Source organism: Plantactinospora sp. WMMB782, assembly GCF_049179135.1.
In the GTDB taxonomy this organism is placed as follows: Bacteria; Actinomycetota; Actinomycetes; order Mycobacteriales; family Micromonosporaceae; genus Plantactinospora.
Genome location: NZ_JBMHMC010000007.1, coordinates 6,919,470 through 6,939,601, shown reverse-complemented (window position 1 = coordinate 6,939,601; position 20,132 = coordinate 6,919,470). Strand labels below are relative to the sequence as shown.

The window sequence follows — 20,132 nt, the reverse complement described above, 5'->3', positions numbered from 1 at the left end:
GAACATTTCGGGACTGTTCCGGAAGGGGGAATCTAACAGGTATCGATGTATGGTCGCAGCACCGGCCGTCAGTCGCTGCTGTTGGCGATCGCCTCCTCGAACTCGCCGCGCACCTTGTCGCCGCCGGTGCTGCGCCACCGCTTCACGACCTCGTCCCAGGCCGACACCGGCTTGCGTCCGCTGAGGATGTCCATCTGGGCGTCGTTGACGATCGTGCCGAGCTGCCCGGAGCGCCGGGACCAGGTGTCGGAGAAGAGCCCGAGCGTGGGGTCCTTCACCGCGGTCGGGATGATCGACTTCTGGTACTCGTAGGACTTGCGGGTCGCCTCCGGCTCACCCGGGACGAAGATCACGTCAGGGGCGTCCACGATGTAGCGGATCCCGAGTACGGTCTGGCTGACCCCGGCCTGGGTCAGCTCCGGCCCGCCGTCGGTCATCCGGTAGTGCACCCCGGCGACGCCGTACCGGCGCAGCAGCCACTCCTCGGTGCCGAACGGCGCGGCCAGCCAGTTGCAGACCTTCAACAGCGCGCGGATCCGGTCCTCGTCGGCCTTCTTGAAAGCGGTGAAGTTGTTCGTCGCCTGGGCCTGCCAGGTGGCCGCGAACCCGCCTCCGCCGTGCCGGGGCGGGCGCATCCCGCCGATCTCGAAGTCCGGCCCGGCGATGTTCTCGGCGAAGAACTGCGGCCAGGCGGTGTACCGGTCGGTGATCATCAACGCGCTGCCCGCGTTGAACCACTTCTTCGTCGGGGCGTTGTTGCTGAAACTGTCCGGATGCACCACTCCGTCCTTGACCAACCGGGCGGTGTCGGCGAGCGCCTGGCCGAACTCGTCGCTCTCGTACGCGCTGACCAGCCGACCGCCCTCCAGCCGCCACCGCCACGGGTTGCCGAGCATCTGCCGGACGAAATCCAGCGGTGCCTGTGCCAGTGCCCAGCGGTTCGCCCCGGCGTCGGTGACCTCCCGGCAGACGTCCCGGAACTCGGCGTAGCTGCCCGGCTGGAGCTTGACGTCGAGCTTCTTGAACAGGTCGTCCCGGCGCATCATCATGGTGCCGCCGATGCCCCGGGGCACCGGCAGGCCGTAGATGCCGCCGTTGTAGCGGCAGTCCCGCCAGGCTTCGGCGGGCAGGTTCGCCAGGAACGGGTAGTCCAGCACCGCGTCGCCGCCGAGGTACGGGGTGAGGTCCTGGCACTTCGCGGCGAGCCAGGCCGGCAGGTTCGCCGTACCCGCCGGCAGGCCGTTCGGGGTGAACAGCGCCGGCACGATGATGTCCGGCAGGTCGTCCCCGGCCACCAGGGTGGCGAACTTGGTCGGCATGTCGGGGTTGGGGACGATCGTCAGCCGCAGGTCGACGCCGAGCCGCCGGTTCATCTCCTGCCAGAACGGGTTCTGCCCGACGGCGGGCGGGACCGGCGAGTTGGTCAGCACGAAGGCGGAGAGTTCGCCGCCGTCGCCGGGCGGTCCGTCGGTGGCCCGCACCGGCGGGTCCGGATATTTCAGGAAGGCGTCCAGCAGACCCTGCCGGTTGCCCTTCAGGTCCGGGGTCACCCCGGTGTACGGCAGGTAGCTCGGCAACGGGGCCGAGCCGCTGGCCCGGTTCTGGTCACCGTTGCCGGTGGTGTCGCCGTCGCCGCAGCCGGCGAGCAGCCCCGGGGTGGCGATCATGGCGGCGGTGCCGAGCGCACCGGTGAGGAACTGTCGGCGGCCGATCGCCGGATGACTGGTCATCATGTGCTCCTTGGCATTCTGCCGGGGGAATCGGGGGAGGAGGAGCGGTTTCAGCCCTTGACCGCGCCGACCAGTACGCCCTTGGTGAAGTGCCGCTGCACGAAGGGGTAGACGACGAGGACAGGGACGATGGAGAGCACCAGGATGGCCATCTGGATCGCCTCCTGGGGCGGCAGTGCCGCGCCGGCCGAGCCGAGCTGGTCGACGCCGAGCTGGGTCTGGTTGACGACGTGGGTGCGGAGCACGAGCTGCAACGGCCACTTCGCGGTGTCGTTCAGATAGAGCAGGGCGCTGAAGAACGCGTTCCAGTACGCCACCGCGTAGAACAGCCCGATGACCGCGAGCACGGCCTTGCTCAGCGGCAGGACGATCCGGAACAGGATGGCGGCGTCACCGGCACCGTCGATCCGGGCACTGTCGACCACCTCCCGGGGCAGCTCCATGAAGAACGCCCGCAGGATGATCACGTTGAACGCGTTGACCGCGACCGGCAGGATCAGCGCCCAGTAGCTGTCCAGCAGGCCGAGACTCTTCACCACCAGGTAACTCGGGATGATCCCCGGGGCGAAGAGCAGGGCCAACAGCACCACCATCAGCAGCGGCCGGTGCGCCACCGACCGGGGACGGCTGAGCCCGTACGCCAGCAGGATCGTGGTGGCCATGCTCAACGCCGTACCGGCGACGGTCACGAAGATGCTGACCACTGTCGCCCGGGTCACCACACCACCGGAGAGGATCGCGGTGTACGCGGCGAAACTGACCTCGTCCGGCACCAGCACGAAGCCGCCGTCCCGGGTGATCTGGGCGTGCGTGGCGAGACTCGTCGAGACGATCCCGAGGAACGGTACGACCACCGCGGCGCAGCAGAGCGCCAGGACCACGCCCTTGAGCGCGCGTACCGGTCTCGACGGGGCGGCGACGCCCGCGATGGTGACCCGCCTGCTCATCGCTGGTAGACCCCCTGCTCTCCGAAGCGGTGGGCCAGCCGGTTGGCACCGAGCACCAGGAGCAGCCCGACCAACCCCTTGACCAGCCCGACGGCCGCGCTGACCCCCCAGTCACCGGCGAGGATTCCGTTGTTGTAGACGTACGTGTCGAGCACCTCGCTGGCGTCCGCCCCGACCGCCGGCTGCTGGAGCACGATCTGCTCGAAGCCGACGGTGAGCGCGTCGCCGAGCCGGAGGATCAGCAGCAGCACGATCAGGCCGCGCAACCCGGGCAGGGTGATGTGCCACAGCTGCCGCCAGCGGGTGGCACCGTCCACCGCGGACGCCTCGTAGAGTGTGCCGTCGATCCGGGCGAGCGCGGCCAGGAAGAGGATCGTCGCCCAGCCGGCGTCCTTCCAGAGCACCTGGCCGGTGACCAGGGCGAAGAAGGCGTCCGGGTTGCTGACGATGCTCACCGTGCCGAGGTCGTGGTCCCGGAGGAAGTTGTTGAGCAGGCCGCCGTCGCCGAGCAGCTGCATGAAGATCGCGACCACGATCACCCAGGAGAGGAAGTGCGGCAGGTAGAGGATGCTCTGCACGGTCCGCTTGAGCCGCTCGGACATCAGGCTGTCCAGCAGCAGGGCCAGGGCGATCGGGGCGGGGAAGACGACAAGCACCTGGAGCAGGGTGATGATCAGCGTGTTCGTCAGCGCGTTGAGGAACGCCGGGTCACCGTTGACGATGATCCGGAAGTTGGCCAGGCCGGTCCACGGGCTGTCGAGAATCCCGACGTACGGCTGGTAGTCCTTGAACGCGATGACGTTGCCGAGCCACGGCAGATAGTGGAACGTCAGCAGGAGCGCGACGCCGGGTAGCGCGGCGAGCAGCAGGATCCGGTCCCGCCGCACGCGGTCCCACCATGACAAGCCGGCCCACCCCATTCAGTTCCGCCGGATTCGACGCGTGGACACGATGGATCGCGACAGTGGCGGAAGTCGGCTGTGATATCCCGGTAAACCTAGGGTCGGCCCCGGTGGCCGTCAAGAAGTTGATCAATGCCGAGCCTGCCGGACAACCGCCGACCGTTCCCGACCGGCAGGGACATGTCGCTCGACCGTGATACCACGGTGTCATCACGACGACACCGTGGTATCACGGCTCAGGGGTATGTGCCCGCCAGCGGCCGGCAGATGCCCTGTCTCACGGCGCCGCGAAGTGACGGCAGCGCGGGTGGGTCGTCGCTATCGGACGATTCCACTCAGCGGGTCAGCACCGAGATCGCGGCGAGCAGGTAGAGGCAGCCGCCGAGGCTGACCGCGATCCCGGCCACCGCCGGCAGCCAGGCGGTCGCGGTGGCCGCCACCGGCCAGCGCCGGGCCGTGCCGGTCAGCAGGGCGAAGCCGCGGATGGTGAGCACGCCGACCCCGGTCAGTGTGCTGGCCATCCCGACGCCGAAGGCGAGCACCAGGACCAGCGCGTCCAGGGCCCGCCCGGTCAACAGGCCGCTGACCAGCACCAGGAACGCCGACGGCGAGGGCAGCAGGCCACCGGAAAGAGCCAGCACTGTCAACCCTCGCCGCGACCACGGATCGGTCGGCGCCGGTACGCCGTGCGCATGGCCGTGCCCGTGCGCATGGCCATGCCTGTGCCCATGCCCGTGCCCGTGCGCATGGCCGTGCTCATGCCCGTGACCGACGAGTACCCGGCCGTGGTCGTGCCCGTGGCTGTGGTCGTGATGGTGGGCGGCGCGGCCGGTCAGGTGACGCCAGCACAGGTGTGCACCGACGCCGATCACCAACAGCCCCGCCAGCACCTGCATCCAGGCCGTCAGCGTCTTCGTGCCGAGGCTCGCGGCGCCGCTGAGGCCGACCCAGGCGAGCGCCAGCACCAGTACCGAGCAGGTGTGCATCGCCGCGACGATCACACCGAGCCGGACGGCGTCCCGGTAGCGTCCCCGGGTGCCGACCAGGTACGCCGCCGTCACGCTCTTGCCGTGCCCGGGAGCGACCGCGTGCGCGGCTCCGACCCCGAGCGCCACCAGCAGGGCGAGCCAGAAGACTCCCCGGCCGTCGAAGAGCGCGACCAGCCGGCTCTCGAACCCGGTCACGACCGGCTCCGGGTGCCGTCGGGTCGCGCCGGGCGGATGCGGCCGGACCGGCGCAGCCGTACCGTGACCAGGGCCGCCGCTCCGACCAGCAGGGCGATGCCGACGCCGGCCAGGGCGCCAACTGTGCCGCGTGGCGGGCCGCCCGAGCCGGGGGTGAAACGTACCCGGTGGGTCTGCTCGGCGGCGGTGAAGAGCGCCCGCTCCGGGGCGGCCGGGGTGCGGCTGGTCAGCATCGTCCGGTACGCCTCGTCCAGGTCGGTGAGGGCCGCGACGGTGACGTCGAGGTCGACCACCTCGGCCGGGCAGTCGAAGCGCAGCCGGGCGCCCTCGTCGAGCAGCCGGTCCAGGGTGTCGAGCCGACCCCGGCACCGCGTGCCGTCCTGCCGCACCGAGATCCGTTCCAGCAGGTAGTCGTGCACCCGGGGGGAACGCTGGAGCTTCTGCTCCCCGGTCAGGTCGGTGGCGACGGCGCCGGGTGCCGGGTCCTCGAAGGCGCCGAGGGACTGGCCGAGCGCCACCCAGTCGTCCTCGGCGGCGACCCAGGCGAGTTCGACCCGGGAGCCGTGCACGCTTATCCGCGCGGTGGAGGGTGGGCCGAACGGGTGTGCGGCGGCCGGCGCCGCCGGGACGGCCAGCACGGCCAATGCGGCCAATGCGGCCAGGGCGGCCAGGGCGGCGGATTCGGCGGGCACCGCCAGCCGGGTGGGCCGGTCGGCCGGCGACGGAGTGCGGGCGATCAAGAGTTCTCCTGGGATACGGACCGGGCCCGGACCGCCACCGACGGCGACGGTCCGGGCCGACGGGCGGAACTACCTGGTCACCGTGATGACCGGAGAGGTGATCTGCTGGTTCTCGCTCTCCAGGTAGACCACGTGGGTGGTGTTCTTCCTGGCCGACGGCGGCAGCGCGAAGCTGTACCCGAGCCGGCCCAGCTCGTCGGCCTTCCGGTAGCCGATGAAGACACCCTTCCTGCCCGCGCCGTCCTTCGAGTCGCGCAGGTAGACGGTGACCTCCTCGCCCGGGTCGTAGCCGTAGGCGTCGACCCGGACCCTGCCCTTCGCCTCGACGACGGTCCTGTTCACCTTGACCTGCTCGCCGACGGTGTTCTCCGGAGTACGCAGCTCGTTCACGGTGCGCTCGCCGGCCGCGTTCTTCCGGATCACGACGCCGTCGTGGTGCTGGCCGTTGGCGTACCGGGCCTCGTAGCGGATGCTGTCGGAGGTGACGTCGACGAGCTGGTAGAGCTGCTTGTCCTCGGCCCGGCTCATGATGTCGGCGGCGTTGTCGGTCCAGACCGAGCCGTCGACGTCGTACATCTTGCCGCCGGAGACCGAGACCGCGTACACGGTGCTGTCGTGCACCGTCACCGACCGGCGCGACGCGCTGACGCTGCCCCGGCCGTAGGTGTGGTCGTGGCCCTGGAGCACCAGGTCGACGCCGTACTTCTCGAACAGCGGCCCCCACTGGGCCCGGACCACCGGGTTGTCGCGACCCTCCGCCGTGGAGTAGACCGGGTGGTGGAAGGTGACCACCGTCCACTTGTTCGGGTTGTCCCTGAGCAGCCCCTCCAACCAGGCGGTCTGTGCCGCCATCACGTCCGGGATGCCCTGCACGTTGGTGTTCAGCCCGATGAACCGGACACCCTGGTAGTCGACGGTGTACGCGGTCTTCGCCAGCTCCGCCGGCCAGCCCGCCGGCCCGTTGTCCGGGTACGGGAACTGCGGTGTCCAGAACTGCGACAGCACGCCACCGCTGTACTCGTGGTTACCGGGGATCGAGATGTTGTTGATCTGGCTGTCGACGAAGCCGCCGGCCTGGTACCACTGCCCCCACTGCTCCTCGCTGTTGGCGGAGTCGATGAGGTCACCGGCGTTGACGATCAGCCTGGCCTGCGGGCGGTCCGCGAACGCCTGCCGGAACACCCGGGGCAGCGCCGAGTCGAGATAGTTCTGCGCGTCGCCGTAGTAGATGAACGAGAACGGCCGCGCGTCGGAGGTGGCGGTGGTGAAGTCGGTCCAGGCGCTCCAGTTGGTGCCGTCGCCGACCCGGTACGTGTACCGGGTGCCCGGCTTCAGGCCGGCGAACTCGACGGTGTGGTAGGTCGAGGCGTACCCGAGGGAGGTGTTCACCGACTTCGTCGACATCGCCCTGACCACCGAGACGGTGCCGGCGGCGGGCACCACAGAGCCGAGCGCGGCGGGCGCCTCCAGGATCTCGGCCTGGGCCCACTCGCCGGTGGCCTCGGCCCGCCAGGTCACCCGCTGTGAGGTGGCCGGGGTGGTGGTCGGGGTGAGGATGATGCGGTCCGGCATCGGGGACGGCCGGTGGATCTCGGCCGCCGGGTGCTTGCCCGGTGCGGCGTCACCGAACGCCACCGGGCTGACGGCGAAACCGCCGACGAGCATGGCGGCGGCGCCGATCGCGGTGAGCCTGGCCCGCCGGGAGCCGGGAATCCAGGGTCTCTTTACGTCACTCACTACAGGAATCACCTTTCGGGTGAACGTGCGGACTGCCGCCGGGTGCGCAGCCGGTGGCCAAGCGCATTCACCCAGAGCCGGACGACCGGCGGTCGGCCGTCGACTGGCCGTCGGGTGAACGGGCCTGACCAGCGGATGAACTCATGATCAACAGGTCTCGGCCGCTGTCGGGCTTCATCCGGCGGAGACCGTCCGGCCACCCGCCGGGAACCACCAGTTCACCGTGCCCCACCTACCATCCGACCAGTCGAAGCCGCTGACCCGTACGGAGTGCGATGAAACTGCCGTCCCGCCGCTGGGCGGTGGTCGCCACCGTCGGCACCCTGGCGGCACTCGCCGCGATCGAGCCGACCGTCCCGCCCCCGGTCGCCAAGGGGGACGGTTTCGTCACCGCCCAGACCGCCGGCCTGCTCGGCATCGAGGGCGGCGAGTGCTTCTCCGACCCGGCGTACTCCCGCCGGGCCGCCGAGGTGGTCGTCCGGTACGAGCCGTGCGAGTCCGGCGCCGACAACCAGTCGTACGGCTTCCTGCGCGCGACCGACGGGCCGTGGGACCGGACCCGGCTGGCGGAGTTCGCCTGGCAGGGCTGTCGGGGGTACTTCGACCGGCGCTGGCCGGACCGGGCCGGCGGGACCCTCGACTTCTATCCGGTGCTGCCGACCCGGCAGACCTGGGCGGACGGCGACCGCACCGTGATGTGCGTGGTCTACCGGCCGCGCGGCCGGCTCACCGGATCGGTGCTGCCGGTGCGCTGACCGGACCGCCACGACCCGCCGGCATGCCGGAGGCGGCTGTTCAGGCGCGGAGGCCGCCGTCGACCGGCAGGCAGACGCCGGTGACGAAGGAGGCGCGGTCGCTGAGCAGCCAGGCGGCGGCCTCGGCGATCTCGTCCGGCGCGGCGGCCCGGCGCAGCGGGGTGAGCGCGTTCAGCCGGTCGACGGCGGCCGGCTCGTCGTCGGCCCACTGCTGGACCATCCCGGTCATCGTGGTGCCCGGTGCGATGGCGTTCACCCGGATCCCCTCCGGGCCGTACTCGACGGCGGCGGTCTCGGTGAGGCTGTTCACGGCCCGCTTCGCCGCCGCGTACGGGCCGAGTCCGGGTGCGCCGCGCAGGCTGCCGACACTACTGACGTTGACGATCGCCCCCGAGCCGGCGGTGGCCCGGATGGCCCGGATCTCGGCGGTCATCGAGAGGAACAGCCCCCGGAAGTTGACCGTGCTGACCAGGTCGAAGTTCTGCTCCGTCGCGTTCACCATCGGGCTCTGCGGGATCGAGACGCCACCGTTGTTGAGCGCCACGTCCAGCCGGCCGTGCAGTCGGATCACGCCCTCCACCGCCGACTGGATGCTCGCCCCGTCGGTCAGGTCGGCGAGCACGTAGTCGGCGGTCCCGCCGGCTTTGCGGATCTCTCCGACCACGTCGGCGAGTTCGGGCTCGGTCCGGGCGGCCAGCACGACGGCGGCGCCCTCCCGGGCGAAGAGCCGGGCGGCGGTCGCCCCGATGCCGCGACCCGCGCCCATCAGGAACGCGACCTTGTCACCGAGCAGGCCGGCCTTGCCGTCCGGGGCGTTCGTTCCGGTCATGAGGTCACTCTCTCATCACGCAACGGTGATCCGCAGGTACGCTCCGCATCTGCCCGCCTCGGATGCCCCGCCGCTGCCCGTCCCGGGGCCGGGCCGGTCATCCGGTTGTCAGCCGTACGTGGCCCTGGTCGCCGATCGCCTCCAGGTCCCAGCACTTGCCGAAGGCCTGCAACCGGCTGAGCCTCATCCGCCCCAGCTCGGCCGGCAGGTGCGGGTCGAGCCGCACCTCGCCGTTCCGGGCCTCCAGCCCGAGCAGGGTACGCAGGAACAGCGCCGGAGCGGCACTGGCCCAGGCCTGCGGGGTGCATGCGGTCGGGTACGGCACCGGCTTGCGCCCGTACGAGCGGTCGTAACCGGCGAACGCCTCCGGCAGCCGGTGCGCGGAGAAGTCCGCCGCCTCCAGCATTCCCAGGATGACCCGGTTCGCCTCCTCGCGGAAGCCGTACCGGGCCAGCCCGTACGCGATGAGCGAGTTGTCGTGCGGCCAGACCGTGCCGCTGTGGTAGCCGATCGGGTTGTAGCACCGGTCGGTGGTGGAGGTGGTCCGGATGCCCCAGCCGGAGAACATGTGCGGGGAGAGAAGTTGCCCGGCGATCACCCGGGCCCGGTCCGGCGGCACGATGCCGCTCCAGAGCAGCTGCCCCATGTTGGAGGTCATCGAGTCGATCGGGCGTTTGTCGCCGTCCAGGCCGACCGCGTAGTACCCGCCGCGCCCGTCGAGCCAGAAGTCCCGGTTGAACCGCTCCCGGAGCTGGTGTGCGTCGGCGCGCAGCCGCTCGGCCAGCTCCGGGTCGCGCAGCGGGCCGTCGGCGAGTTCGGCGACCCGCAGTTTCGCGTCGTAGGTGTAGCCCTGGATCTCGCAGGTCGCGATCGGCAGTACCGGAATGGCGCCGTCGGAGCAGGCGATCCCGTCGGCGGAGTCCCGCCAGCAGTGGTTGCCGAGCCCCTGCGGCGATCGGGTGGCGTACTCGACGTAGCCGTCCTGGTCCAGGTCGCCGTAGTGGTCGATCCAGCGCAGCGCGGCGTGCACGTTGTCCCGGAACCGGCGCACGAAGTCGTCGTCGAGCGTCCAGCGCCAGTACTCGGAGAGCACGATCAGCCAGAGCTGGGTGGCGTCCGAGGTGCCGTAGTACGGGTTGTGCGGCTTCTCGCCGGTCCGGGTCAGCTCGCCGCTGCGTACCTCGTGCAGGATCTTCCCGGGCTCCTCGTCCCGGAAGTCGTCCACCCGGCTGCCCTGGTAGTTGGCCAGCGACCGGAGGGCGCCCCGGGCCAGCCGGGGCCCCAACGACAGCGACTGGTACGCCGTGACCAGCGAGTCGCGGCCGAACACGGTGAGGAACCACGGCAGGCCGGCGGCCGGCAGCACGATCGTCTCGCCGCCGATGCGCTGCTCGATCCGCAGCGCCACCAGGTCCATCTTGGACTTGTGTAGCACCCGGTCGAGCAGGTCGGAGTCGAGCTGCTGGTCGGGGCAGTCGGCCTGCCAGCTGTGCGTCGGATCCTCGCCGACCAGGTCGAAGCCCCGGCCGAACCGGCGGTGCAGGGACGCCAGCTCGGTCGGCCGACGGGGCAGCGCCACGGCCAGCTCGGCCTCCCAGCGCAGACCCGGCTCCAGCCGCAGGTCCCAGATCAGGTCGTTCTCCTCGATCCGGTCGGCCGGTGGCGACACCAGGATCTCGGTGATCGCGGTGAACCCGGCGTTGCGGTAGCTGAAGCAGAGCCGGGAGCCGTCGGTCGAGTGCTCGCGGACGATGCTCGCCGAACGGTCCCGTACCCGCTGCTTGATCTCGAACAGGTCCGCGAAGTCGGTGCCGACCCGCAGCCGGAGCTGCACCGACGGCACCTCGTTGGCGAAGCACTCCAGCTCGATCCGCTCCCGCATCACGTCGCTGACGAACCGCTGCCGGCGTACCCCGACGCTGTTCGTCGGCACCTGCGGCAGGTCCGAGTTGGTCAGGAAGAAGGCCGCCGAGTCGTCGTCGACAAGTCCCGAGCTGAGAATCAGCAGCGGCGCCCCACCGAGGGTCAGCTCCCACTGGTTCAGCAGCCGGGTGTCGTCGTGCACCAGGCCGCCGATGGTGCCGATCGGTACGTCCCCGGCGGCGTTGCTCACCATGAACGACCGGCCCTCGACGACCGCGACCGCGTCCGGGCCGAGTTCCGGCGGCTGGGTACGCATCACCGAACTCGGGACGTCCGCGCTGTTCGCCAGGTGCGGGGCCGGGTCGGCCGGGGTGGGACGCCGGACAACATTCGTCACGGCAGCCCCCTTCGCCTCCGACCCAGCGCGGCCATGCTGTCGACGCCAGCCTAGGCACAGCCGGGTCGGCGGCGGTGCCGAACGCCGGAACCGACCCGCCGGGGCCGTCCGTCCGGGTACCGGCCGGGCGGATCCGGCCCCGACGTCCTGTTCGATCCCGTACGACCGGTCGTCCCCGTACTTCCGGGCCGGATCGCTTGTGGACGGTCAATAGCATCGGCCCATCCGACGGCCGCCGGCCGGGAACGCCGGCCCGTCACGACGGAGAGGACGCCGATGCGAGATCCCGAGTTCGTCGACGGAGGTATCCCGAGGGGCGGCGGTGCGGTGCTGTCCCGCCGGACCATGTTCCGGGCCGGCGCGGTCGCCGCCGGCGGTACCGTGCTGGCCGCCACCGCCGGGGACCCGGCGCAGGCCGCGCGGGCGGTGCCGGGCCGGGTCCGGACGCCGGTCCGGGCCAGGGCGTTGGTTCCCGGTGACCGGGTCCGGGTGGTGTCGCCGGGCGGCACCCCGAACCCCACCCTGATGGCCCGGGGGATCGAGATCCTGCGCGGCTGGGGCCTGGAGGTGGAACTGGGCGAGCATGTCTACGCCCGGTACGGCTATCTCGCCGGCACCGACGAGCAGCGGCTGGCCGACCTGGACGACGCGCTGACCGACCCGGGGATCCGCGCCGTCTTCGCCGCCCGGGGCGGCTACGGCACCCAGCGGATCGTGGACCGGGTCGACCTGTCCCGGTTGCGACGTGACCCGAAGGTGGTGGTCGGGTTCAGCGACATCACCAGCCTGCACGGCCGGCTGTGGCGGGAGGCCGGCCTGGTCGGCTTCTACGGGCCGATGGTCAACTGGAACGACGCCCGCACCGGGCCGGAGTCCGCCGAGGCGCTGCGCCGGGCGGTGATGACCACCGAGCCGGTGGTGGTCAACCGTGATCCGGCCGAGACCGCCGCCCCGGTGCTGGTGCCGGGCCGGGCCACCGGCCGGCTGCTCGGCGGCTGCCTGACCCTGCTCTCCACCTCGCTGGGCGCGAAGGACTTCCCGGACCTCGACGGTGCGATCCTGTTCTTCGAGGACGTGGACGAGGCGCCGTACAGCTACGACCGGATGTTGACCGAGCTGCGCCGGGTCGGCGTGCTGGACCGGGTTGCCGGGGTGGCGATCGGACAGGCCACCAACAGCGTCGGCAACCCGGGGGAGTGGAGCGTGGCGGAGGTGCTCACCGACCGCCTCGCCGACCTCGGCGTACCGGTGCTGGGCGGGCTCCGCCTCGGGCACGGCAACGGACAGCTCACCGTCCCGCTCGGCGCCCGCGCCACCATCGACGCCGTGGCCGGGACGTTGACAGTGGAGCCGGGCGTCCGGTAACGCTTTGTCGGCGAGTGCCGCCGACGGCCGGTGGCGGTCGTCCTCGGGGAGCGCGGGAGTGTCCGAGGACGCCGCCACCGGCGACCGGTCTTCGACTCCGGGACCGGTCCGGTGGGCCGTGGGGCTTCCGGTGGGCCGTCGGGCTAGAGCCGGCCGTCCGGATAGCGGGTCAGGTAGCCGCCCATGGTCCGGAAGTAGTCGTTGGCGGCGTACTCCCGGTCGTCGTCGGTGCGTACCCTGGTGACTGCCAGGCCGGGTCGGTGGCCGCGTCGCGCGTCGGCGCCGGCCACGATGACCACGCCGTCGCCCTCCCGGTAGAAGATCCGGCCGGGCGTGCCGCCGTAGCGCCCCTCGGAGACCCGGGCGGCCACGATCCGCAGTCGCGCACCGTCGTGGTGGGTGAAGGCGTTCGGGTACGGGTCGGACTGCGCCCGGACCAGCCGTTCGATCTCCTCGGCGGGCCAGCTCCAGTCGATCCGGCTCTCCTCGATCGAGCGCTTGTGGAAGAAGCTCGCCCTGGAGCGGTCCTGCGGGGTCCAGTCGGTGCGGCCGGAGGCGATCAGCGCCAGCCCGTCCACGGTGATCGGGCCGAACAGCTCCAGCGTGCGGTGGAACAGGTCGGTGGTGGTGTCGGTCGGGCCGACCGGTACGGCGCGTTGCAGCACGATGTCGCCCGCGTCCAGGGTCTCGTCCATCAGGTGCGCGGTGACCCCGACCTCACGCTCGCCGTTGAGCAGTGCCCAGATCAGCGGACTGAATCCGGCGTACGCGGGCAGCAGCGAGTCGTGCACGTTGAGCGTGCCGTACCGGGGCAGCGTGAAGATCTCCGGCGGGATCCAGGTGCGCCAGTTCGTCGCCACGATCACGTCGGGTGCGGCCTGCCGGAGCCGCTCCATCAGCTCGGGGTCGCCGGGGCGCTTGCGCAGCAGCACCGGTACCTCGTGCTTGCCCGCCAGTTCGGCCACCGAGTCGTCCCAGATCTTCTCGTAGGCGTGCTCGCTGGGCGGATGCGTGACGACGAGGGTCACCTCGTGCTCGGAGTCCAGCAGCGCCTGAAGGGTGCGGTGCCCCCAGGTCTGGTAGCCGAACATGACAACCCGCATCGACGGTCTCCTCTTCGCTGCACTGGCCGGGTGGTCGCTGCACCGGCCCTGTGGTCCATATTGTTCTTGACCTTGGTGTAGGTTAGCCTAACCTAAATGCCACGGATGGTCGACCGTCCGCGCCAGCCGCACCGGGTCCGAAGCGGGATCCAGTCCTCCACCACGCCGCCGACCGGCCGGCAGACTGATGGGACAGGTATGTCACTAACCAATCGCAGCGACGATCCGCACGTCCACGACCTCCTCGGCATCGGCTTCGGTCCGTCGAACCTCGCCCTGGCCATCGCCATCCGGGAGGGCACCGCCGGCCCCGGCGGAGTCGACAGCGCGGTCTTCCTGGAGCGCCAGCCCCGCTTCGGCTGGCACCGGGGAATGCTGCTCGACGACGCCACCATGCAGGTGTCGTTCCTCAAGGACCTGGTGACGCTGCGCAACCCGGCCAGCGGGTTCAGTTTCCTCTGCTACCTGCAGAGCCGGGGGCGGCTGATCGACTTCATCAACCACAAGAACCTCTTCCCGTCCCGCGTCGAGTTCCACGACTACCTCGAATGGGCGGCGGCGCAGGTCGACGACATGGTCCGGTACGGGCACGACGTGGTGGACGTACGCCCGGTCTGGCGCGACGGCGAACTCGACCACTTCGAGGTACTGGCCCAGGCCGGACCCTGCTCCGCCGCGCCGGTCAGCTACCGGGCCCGCAACCTGGTGCTCGGGGTGGGGCTGCGGCCGTACCTGCCGGACGGGATAACCGCCGACACCCGGGTCTGGCACAGCCGGGACCTGCTGTCCAACCTGCGTGGCCTGGTGCCGTCCGAGCCGACCCGGTTCGTCGTGGTCGGCGCCGGCCAGAGCGCCGCCGAGGCCGTCGACCACCTGCACCGCGAGTTTCCCGCCGCCGAGGTCTGCGCGGTCTTCTCCCGGTACGGCTACAGCCCGGCCGACGACAGCTCGTTCGCCAACCGGATCTTCGACCCGGCCGCCGTGCAGGAGTACTTCACCGCCCCGCCGGAGGTGAAGGAGATGATGCTCGCCTACCACGGCAACACCAACTACTCCGTCGTCGACGCCGAACTCATCGACGAGCTGTACCGGCGCGTCTACCAGGAGAAGGTACGCGGCGTCGAACGGCTCCGGATGCTCAACCTGACCCGCCCGGTCGAGACCGTCCGTACTCCGGACGGGGTGCGGATGGTGGTCGAGTCGCTGGTCAGCCGGGAGAGGACGGTGCTCGACGCCGACGTGGCGGTCTTCGCCACCGGATACCGTCCGGTCGACCCGTTCGACCTGCTCGGCGAGGTGGCCGAGGTGTGCCTGCGCGACGACACCGGACGGGCCCTGGTGGACCGGGACTACCGGCTGCGGACCCGTCCCGAGGTCCGGGCCGGCATCTACCTCCAGGGCGGCACCGAACACAGCCACGGCATCTCCTCGTCACTGCTCTCCAATACCGCCGTACGGGCGGCCGAGATCCTCGACTCGATCTCCAGCCGCTCCGCCGTCCCCGCCCCGCATCCCGAGTTCGTATAGGCACCGGGCCGGGCACCGGGCCGAGCCGCCGTCGCGGAACGTGCGGGTGTCGGCTCGCGCCGGGCGTGCGGGTGTCGGCTCGCGCCGGGCGTGCGGGTGTCGGCGGAAGTTCGCCGGGAGGTAGGCCGGAGCGGGGTGGGCGTTCACCTGCCCGGGTGAGCCTGCGCGGATGCGCGAGCACCTGGCACCGGTCCGGCCGCGGCGGAGGCTGTCACCGGCCCGGCTGCGCGGGTGGCTGTCACCGGCGCGGTCGTGGGGAGGGCTGTCGTCGGCGCGGCTGCGCTGGGCCGGGCTGCTCGGCGGTGTGCTGACGGCGGCCAGCGCTCACCTGGCCGGGCCGGCCGCCGGGCGGGGAGCCGGCTGGGCGGTCGGGGTCGGGCTGTGGCTGGCCGGTGCCGGTGGACTCACCGCCGCCTGGTGGCGACTGCGGCAGGCCGACGTCACCCCGGGCTGGCTGCTGGGCACCGGAGCGCTCTGGGCCGTACCGCTGCTGCTGGCGCCACCGCTGGGCAGTACCGACGTCTACGCGTACGCCTGCCAGGGGGAGATCGTCCGGGCCGGGCTGGACCCGTACGCCGTGGGGCCGGCGGAGCTACCCTGCCGGTGGCTGGAGTCGGTCTCGCCGATGTGGCGGGACGCGCCCGCGCCGTACGGCTCGCTCTGGCTGGCCGTCGAGGGCTTCGCCGCCAGCGTGGCGGACGGGGTCCTGCCGCTCGCCGTCACCCTGCTCCGGCTGGTGGCGGTCGCCGGGGTACTGCTGGCCACCGCCGCGGGTGCCCGGCTGGCCCGGCACTGCGGCGGGAACCCGGCCCGGGTGGTCTGGCTCGGCGCGATCGGGCCACTGCCGCTGGTACACGTCGTCTCCGGGGCGCACAACGACGCCTTCCTCGCCGGGCTGGTCGTACTCGGGCTGCTGGCCGCGGTCGAGCTGCGTACCGTCGCCGGCCGGATGGCCGTGGCCGGTGCCGCCTTCGGCGCCGCCGCCTCGGTCAAGGCCACCGCCCTGGTGGTGCTGCCGTTCGCGATCGCCGTGGTCCCCTGGGCGCGGACCGCCCGGCGCCGGGTCGCGGCCGGCGCGGTCCTGGCCGGGGCGATGATCGGCACCGTCCTGCTGCTGGCCGGCGTCACCGGGTACGGCCTCGGATTCGTCCGGAGCTGGCCGGCGACCGCCGGCAACGTCCAGTGGTTGTCCATCCCGACCGGGGTCGGGATGGCGGTCGGCTACGGCCTGCGGGCGGCAGGCCATCCCGAGGCGTTCGACGGCGCGGTCCAGATCGCCCGGCTGGCGGGCCTGCTGGCGCTCGGTGCCGTCCTGCTGCTCGCCTGGCGCCGGGCGGTGCTCGGCGGCGTCGCGGCCGCCGTACCCGCCGCCGGGGTGGCCCTGCTCGCCACCGCGCTGCTCGGCCCGGTCTTCTACCCCTGGTACGCCCTCGCCGCGATCGCCGTGCTCGCCGCCACCCGCACACCCCGAGGACGGCTGGGCACCGTGCTCGACGCCGGCTCCGCCGGGCTGGTCTTCCTCACCCTGCCGGACAGCCTCGGCCTGGCCACCAAGACCAAGGTCCCGGGTGCGCTGTTCGACCTGGCCCTGACCGGCTGGCTGCTGACCCGCCGGGCACGCCGGTTGCCGACCGGTCGGACACGTTGGTTGCCGACCGGTCGGACACGTTGGTTGCCGACCGGTCGGACACGTTGGCTGCCGACCGGTCGGACACGTTGGTTGCCGACCGGTCGGACACGTTGGCTGCTGGCCCGCCGGGCTCGGCGCGGTGGGCGACAGGTCAGCCGGTAGGGCCGGACGGGGACGCCTCGGTCGACGGGGACTCCCGCTCCGGGCTCCCTTCCCCGGCGCCGCTCTGCTCGGATTCGCTGCGGACCGGCGCCGGTGCGGCGGCACGGTTCCACTCGAAGGTGACCTTCATGTGTGCCTCGCCGGTGGTCTCGGCGACCACGAAGCCGCCCTTTGCGGCGACCTTGAGACCGAATTCGATCGCCACCCGGTCCGCCCCGCCCGCGTCCCGGGCCTGCGCCGCCGCGCTCCTGGCCAGCCGGTGGAACCGGTCGAACGCCTCGCCGAAGGTCTCCGTCAGCCGGGTCACCACCTCCCGGGGCCGGCCGGCCGGCGCGACCCCGGTGACCTGGTGGGTCACCTCGACCAGCACCGTACTGTCGTCGTCGACCGGAATCTCCACGTAGTAGGTCACAACGCCGTCCTCACCGGTCGCCCAACCAGGGACGGCCCAGTCTAGCGGCGCCGCGCCGACCACCCCGATGCGTTCCCGGTGGCCATCCCGGGCCCGACCGTCATCGAACGGGCGACTTGTCCGAGGTGGATACCCTCGAAGGTCCAGTTCGCCAACGCTGGAGTCCAGACCGGAAGGGACCGGATGCCGCGAGTACGGTCGTACACCCGCCGGGACGGCACGCGGGTGCGCGGACACTACCGGTCCCGCACCCGACGCTTCCGCACCCGACGCCCCCGCCCACGACGCCCGTACGCCCGCCGGGCCGCCAGCCGGACGCCGGACCGCTCGGGCTGGTGGCTCGGCGGTACGGTCGGCGGGCTGGTGCTCGGCTGGCTGGTCGTCGACTTCGTCCAGCGTCAACCGGTCTGGTCGGTTGTCGTCGCGGTGACCCTGCTGGCGGCCGGAGCGACGATCGTCGTCCTGCTGGTCCGGGCACGGTTCCGAGCCGACGCCGACGCGGCGGTACGCGCCTGCCGGGTCGAGGCGACCGACACGATGACCGGTGCGGAGTTCGAGGGCTGGGTGGCCGCGTTGCTGCGCAGGTCGGGCTTCTCCCGGGTGGCGGTCTGCGGTGGTGCCGCCGACCGGGGCGCGGACATCACGGCGATCTCCCCGGACGGCCGCCGGATCGTGGTGCAGTGCAAGCGGCACAGCCCGGCGAACCGGGTGGGCAGTGCGGCGATCCAGCGCTTCGCCGGCACCTGCCGCAGCATCCACCGGGGCGAGATCTGCGTGATCGTCACCAACGGGTTCTTCGCGGCCGGTGACGGGTTGCGGCTGGCCCGCGAGCTGGGAATCGGGCTGGTTGACCGGTCGGCGCTGGGGGAGTGGGCGTACACCGGGCGTCCGCCGGAGCCGCTGGGCCGGCATCGGGCGCGGTGACCTGTCGAGGCCGGCCGGAGCCGCTGGACCGGCAACGGGCAGGGTGACGTGTCAGGTCGGCCGACAGGGGGTGGCCAGCCGGGGCCGACCGGTGGCAGGGACATCGCCGTACGCCTGCCGCCGGTCCGGACAGCCCTCGACACCTCCGTCAGTCGGTGACCCAGTTCATGTGTTCGATCCAGTGGTCGAGCAGTGCCCGATCGCCGTGGATCTCCAGCTCGGTGGCCGCCGCCAGCGGACGACGCCTGCTGAGCACGAGCAGTAGTTCGGCGGCCGGGCCGCGTACCGCGACGTCCGCCTTGGTGTGGGCGCGTTCCAGGACGACCATGTCCGCTTCCCGGCGGGCCAGCCACTCTCCGGGGGCGTCGGTCGCGTGGAAGTGCAGGGTCTGGCCGCTGCCGCGCATCGCGGTGGCGAAGTCCGGCCTGTTCTCCCAGTAGCCGGGAGAGGTCATCGTGTCCAGCCAGTCCTCGATGGCCGCGACGGCGTGCTCCGGCGCCAGCTCGTACCGCAGGCCGAGCGCCGCAGCCGCGTCCGCGCGATGCACACACGCCTCGCCGAATAGCCGACGCGACCAGAACAACACGCCTGCGGCGGCACCGGACGGATCCCACACCGGCGTGTCGTCGGTTACCGATTCGAACGCCTGCTTCGCCTCCGCCGCGCCGTCGGTCAGCCACCCGCGCCACCGGGCCGAATCGGTCGGTGCCGGGGTGTAGCCGGCGAAAGCCCTGCTCGGCTCGGACATCCGCTCCGCCACGAGCATCGCCACCATGCGCTGCGTCGCACCGACGTGGTCGACAAGGTCGGCCAGCGTCCACTTCGGACAGGTTGGCACCGGGGTCGTCGCGTCCCTGCCCTGTACCCAGTCGGCAAACGTGTGTGTCTGTTCCACAACGGCGTTCAACAGCGCGGATTTGGCCATGCCGGTGAGGCTAGGAGCCCGTCCGCCACGCTCGCAAGTGCCGTGCCTGCCGGCGGGATTGCACCTTGGGCCATCCGGAGCGTCTAACGGAAAGATATTCAACAGACCACTTGTGCAAGGGATTGGTTGCGCATACTGTTCCGAGACGTGACAGTCGCCGACCACGTCGAGGACGAAGTCGAGCTGGACGCCGTCTTCGCCGCCCTCAGCCATCGGACCCGGCGGGCGATCGTGGCCCGGCTCGCCCGGGGCGACGCGACCGTGGGCGAGCTCGCCGAGCCCTTCGACCTGACGCACCAGGCCGTCTCCCGGCACGTCGGCATCCTCCGGCGCTCCGGGCTGGTCCGGCAGTGGGTCGACGGCCAGCGCCGGCCGTGCCGGCTGAACGTCGAGCGCATGCGGGAGCTGACCGGCTGGATCGACGAGCAGCAGCGGGAGTGGGAGTCCCGCCTCGACCGGCTGGCGGAGCACCTGGCGTCGGTGCGGACGGGGCAGCACCGATGACGACCGAGGTGAGCCTCGACGGCGACCAGTTGATCGCCCGTCGACATCTCGACGCCGAGCCCGCGCTGGTGTGGGAGGTGTTCACCACCCCGGAGCACCTGGCAGCGTTCTGGGGTGGCCGGCACGCCACGGTTCCGCGCGCCTCGGTGGTCGTCGACCTCCGGGTTGGCGGCACGTTCGAGCTGGAGACCGAGGGCGCCGACGGAAGCAGGCGGGCGCTCTGCTTCCGCTACGAGATCGTCGAGCCGCCGAGCCGGCTGGTGCTCGCCGAGTCACGCACCGGCATCACGACCGACATCCGCCTGCGCCCGAGCGGGCCCGGCACCACGCTGCTGGTCCACCAGCGGCGGCTGCCCCCCGGACTCCGGACCGAGCAGGCCCGCGGCGGCCTGGCCGGAATCCTCGAACGGCTCGACGCCGTGCTCCGCGAACTGCGCGGCTCGGCGAACTGAGCGCAGTTCGTGAGTTGACCAGCACCACCGACAGGGAGCGAACA

General features: G+C 71.7%; 18 protein-coding genes. 7 read left to right on the top strand and 11 right to left on the bottom strand.

The window, feature by feature from the left end; genetic code table 11:
- Positions 1-68: 68 nt before the first annotated feature.
- From ACN28A_RS33010 to ACN28A_RS32985, 6 genes are all read right to left on the bottom strand, one after another.
- Entirely contained in the window at positions 69-1,730 is a 1,662-nt protein-coding gene (locus ACN28A_RS33010) for an extracellular solute-binding protein (RefSeq protein ID WP_421402112.1), read from the bottom strand.
- A 50-nt stretch (positions 1,731-1,780) separates the two neighbouring features.
- A complete protein-coding gene (locus ACN28A_RS33005) occupies positions 1,781-2,677 on the bottom strand; it encodes a carbohydrate ABC transporter permease (RefSeq protein WP_421402111.1) in 897 nt (298 codons plus the stop codon).
- The gene (locus ACN28A_RS33000) at positions 2,674-3,564 is read right to left on the bottom strand and encodes an ABC transporter permease (RefSeq protein ID WP_421402109.1); all 891 of its coding nucleotides are present in this window, start codon (positions 3,562-3,564) and stop codon (positions 2,674-2,676) included. The genes ACN28A_RS33005 and ACN28A_RS33000 overlap by 4 nt, the downstream gene beginning before the upstream one ends.
- A gap of 350 nt (positions 3,565-3,914) precedes the next feature.
- Positions 3,915-4,763: a nickel/cobalt transporter gene (locus ACN28A_RS32995; RefSeq protein ID WP_421402106.1), complete on the bottom strand. Its 849-nt coding sequence runs from the start codon at positions 4,761-4,763 to the stop codon at positions 3,915-3,917.
- Positions 4,760-5,503, bottom strand: coding sequence for a hypothetical protein (locus ACN28A_RS32990; RefSeq protein WP_421402104.1), 744 nt, complete (start codon positions 5,501-5,503; stop codon positions 4,760-4,762). The genes ACN28A_RS32995 and ACN28A_RS32990 overlap by 4 nt, the downstream gene beginning before the upstream one ends.
- A 69-nt stretch (positions 5,504-5,572) precedes the next feature.
- Entirely contained in the window at positions 5,573-7,240 is a 1,668-nt protein-coding gene (locus ACN28A_RS32985) for a fibronectin type III domain-containing protein (RefSeq protein ID WP_421402102.1), read from the bottom strand.
- Positions 7,241-7,515: 275 nt separating this feature from the next.
- Here ACN28A_RS32985 and ACN28A_RS32980 point away from each other — a divergent pair, with 275 nt between their 5' ends.
- A complete protein-coding gene (locus tag ACN28A_RS32980) occupies positions 7,516-7,995 on the top strand; it encodes a hypothetical protein (protein ID WP_421402100.1) in 480 nt (159 codons plus the stop codon).
- 40 nt (positions 7,996-8,035) lie between these two features.
- On the opposite strand, the gene ACN28A_RS32975 is transcribed toward ACN28A_RS32980, so the two are convergent.
- Positions 8,036-8,824 (bottom strand): SDR family NAD(P)-dependent oxidoreductase, encoded by a 789-nt coding sequence (locus ACN28A_RS32975; protein WP_421402097.1) that lies wholly within the window; start codon positions 8,822-8,824, stop codon positions 8,036-8,038.
- Positions 8,825-8,921: 97 nt separating this feature from the next.
- Complete coding sequence (locus tag ACN28A_RS32970; RefSeq protein ID WP_421402095.1) at positions 8,922-11,084, bottom strand: glycogen debranching N-terminal domain-containing protein; 2,163 nt, start codon at positions 11,082-11,084, stop codon at positions 8,922-8,924.
- 276 nt (positions 11,085-11,360) lie between these two features.
- Between ACN28A_RS32970 and ACN28A_RS32965 the strand changes: the two genes are divergently transcribed.
- Complete coding sequence (locus ACN28A_RS32965) at positions 11,361-12,449, top strand: S66 peptidase family protein (protein ID WP_421402093.1); 1,089 nt, start codon at positions 11,361-11,363, stop codon at positions 12,447-12,449.
- 143 nt (positions 12,450-12,592) lie between these two features.
- Here ACN28A_RS32965 and ACN28A_RS32960 read toward each other — a convergent pair whose 3' ends face one another.
- Entirely contained in the window at positions 12,593-13,552 is a 960-nt protein-coding gene (locus ACN28A_RS32960) for a methionyl-tRNA formyltransferase (RefSeq protein ID WP_421402090.1), read from the bottom strand.
- A gap of 198 nt (positions 13,553-13,750) precedes the next feature.
- On the opposite strand from ACN28A_RS32960, the gene ACN28A_RS32955 reads away from it, so the two are divergent.
- Positions 13,751-15,079 (top strand): lysine N(6)-hydroxylase/L-ornithine N(5)-oxygenase family protein, encoded by a 1,329-nt coding sequence (locus ACN28A_RS32955; RefSeq protein ID WP_421402088.1) that lies wholly within the window; start codon positions 13,751-13,753, stop codon positions 15,077-15,079.
- 169 nt (positions 15,080-15,248) lie between these two features.
- Positions 15,249-16,871, top strand: a complete 1,623-nt coding sequence (gene mptB, locus ACN28A_RS32950; RefSeq protein ID WP_421402086.1) for a polyprenol phosphomannose-dependent alpha 1,6 mannosyltransferase MptB — start codon at positions 15,249-15,251, stop codon at positions 16,869-16,871.
- Here mptB and ACN28A_RS32945 read toward each other — a convergent pair.
- Entirely contained in the window at positions 16,861-17,283 is a 423-nt protein-coding gene (locus ACN28A_RS32945; protein ID WP_421402084.1) for a CU044_2847 family protein, read from the bottom strand. The two genes, mptB and ACN28A_RS32945, sit on opposite strands and share 11 nt — an antisense overlap.
- Positions 17,284-17,466: 183 nt before the next feature.
- Here ACN28A_RS32945 and ACN28A_RS32940 point away from each other — a divergent pair, with 183 nt between their 5' ends.
- Positions 17,467-18,207, top strand: a complete 741-nt coding sequence (locus ACN28A_RS32940; protein ID WP_421402082.1) for a restriction endonuclease — start codon at positions 17,467-17,469, stop codon at positions 18,205-18,207.
- A 148-nt stretch (positions 18,208-18,355) separates the two neighbouring features.
- On the opposite strand, the gene ACN28A_RS32935 is transcribed toward ACN28A_RS32940, so the two are convergent.
- Positions 18,356-19,132 (bottom strand): maleylpyruvate isomerase family mycothiol-dependent enzyme, encoded by a 777-nt coding sequence (locus tag ACN28A_RS32935; protein ID WP_421402080.1) that lies wholly within the window; start codon positions 19,130-19,132, stop codon positions 18,356-18,358.
- Between the two features lie 147 nt (positions 19,133-19,279).
- Between ACN28A_RS32935 and ACN28A_RS32930 the strand changes: the two genes are divergently transcribed.
- Complete coding sequence (locus tag ACN28A_RS32930; protein WP_421402077.1) at positions 19,280-19,636, top strand: ArsR/SmtB family transcription factor; 357 nt, start codon at positions 19,280-19,282, stop codon at positions 19,634-19,636.
- Positions 19,633-20,088, top strand: a complete 456-nt coding sequence (locus ACN28A_RS32925) for an SRPBCC family protein (RefSeq protein WP_421402075.1) — start codon at positions 19,633-19,635, stop codon at positions 20,086-20,088. The genes ACN28A_RS32930 and ACN28A_RS32925 overlap by 4 nt, the downstream gene beginning before the upstream one ends.
- Positions 20,089-20,132: the final 44 nt, after the last annotated feature.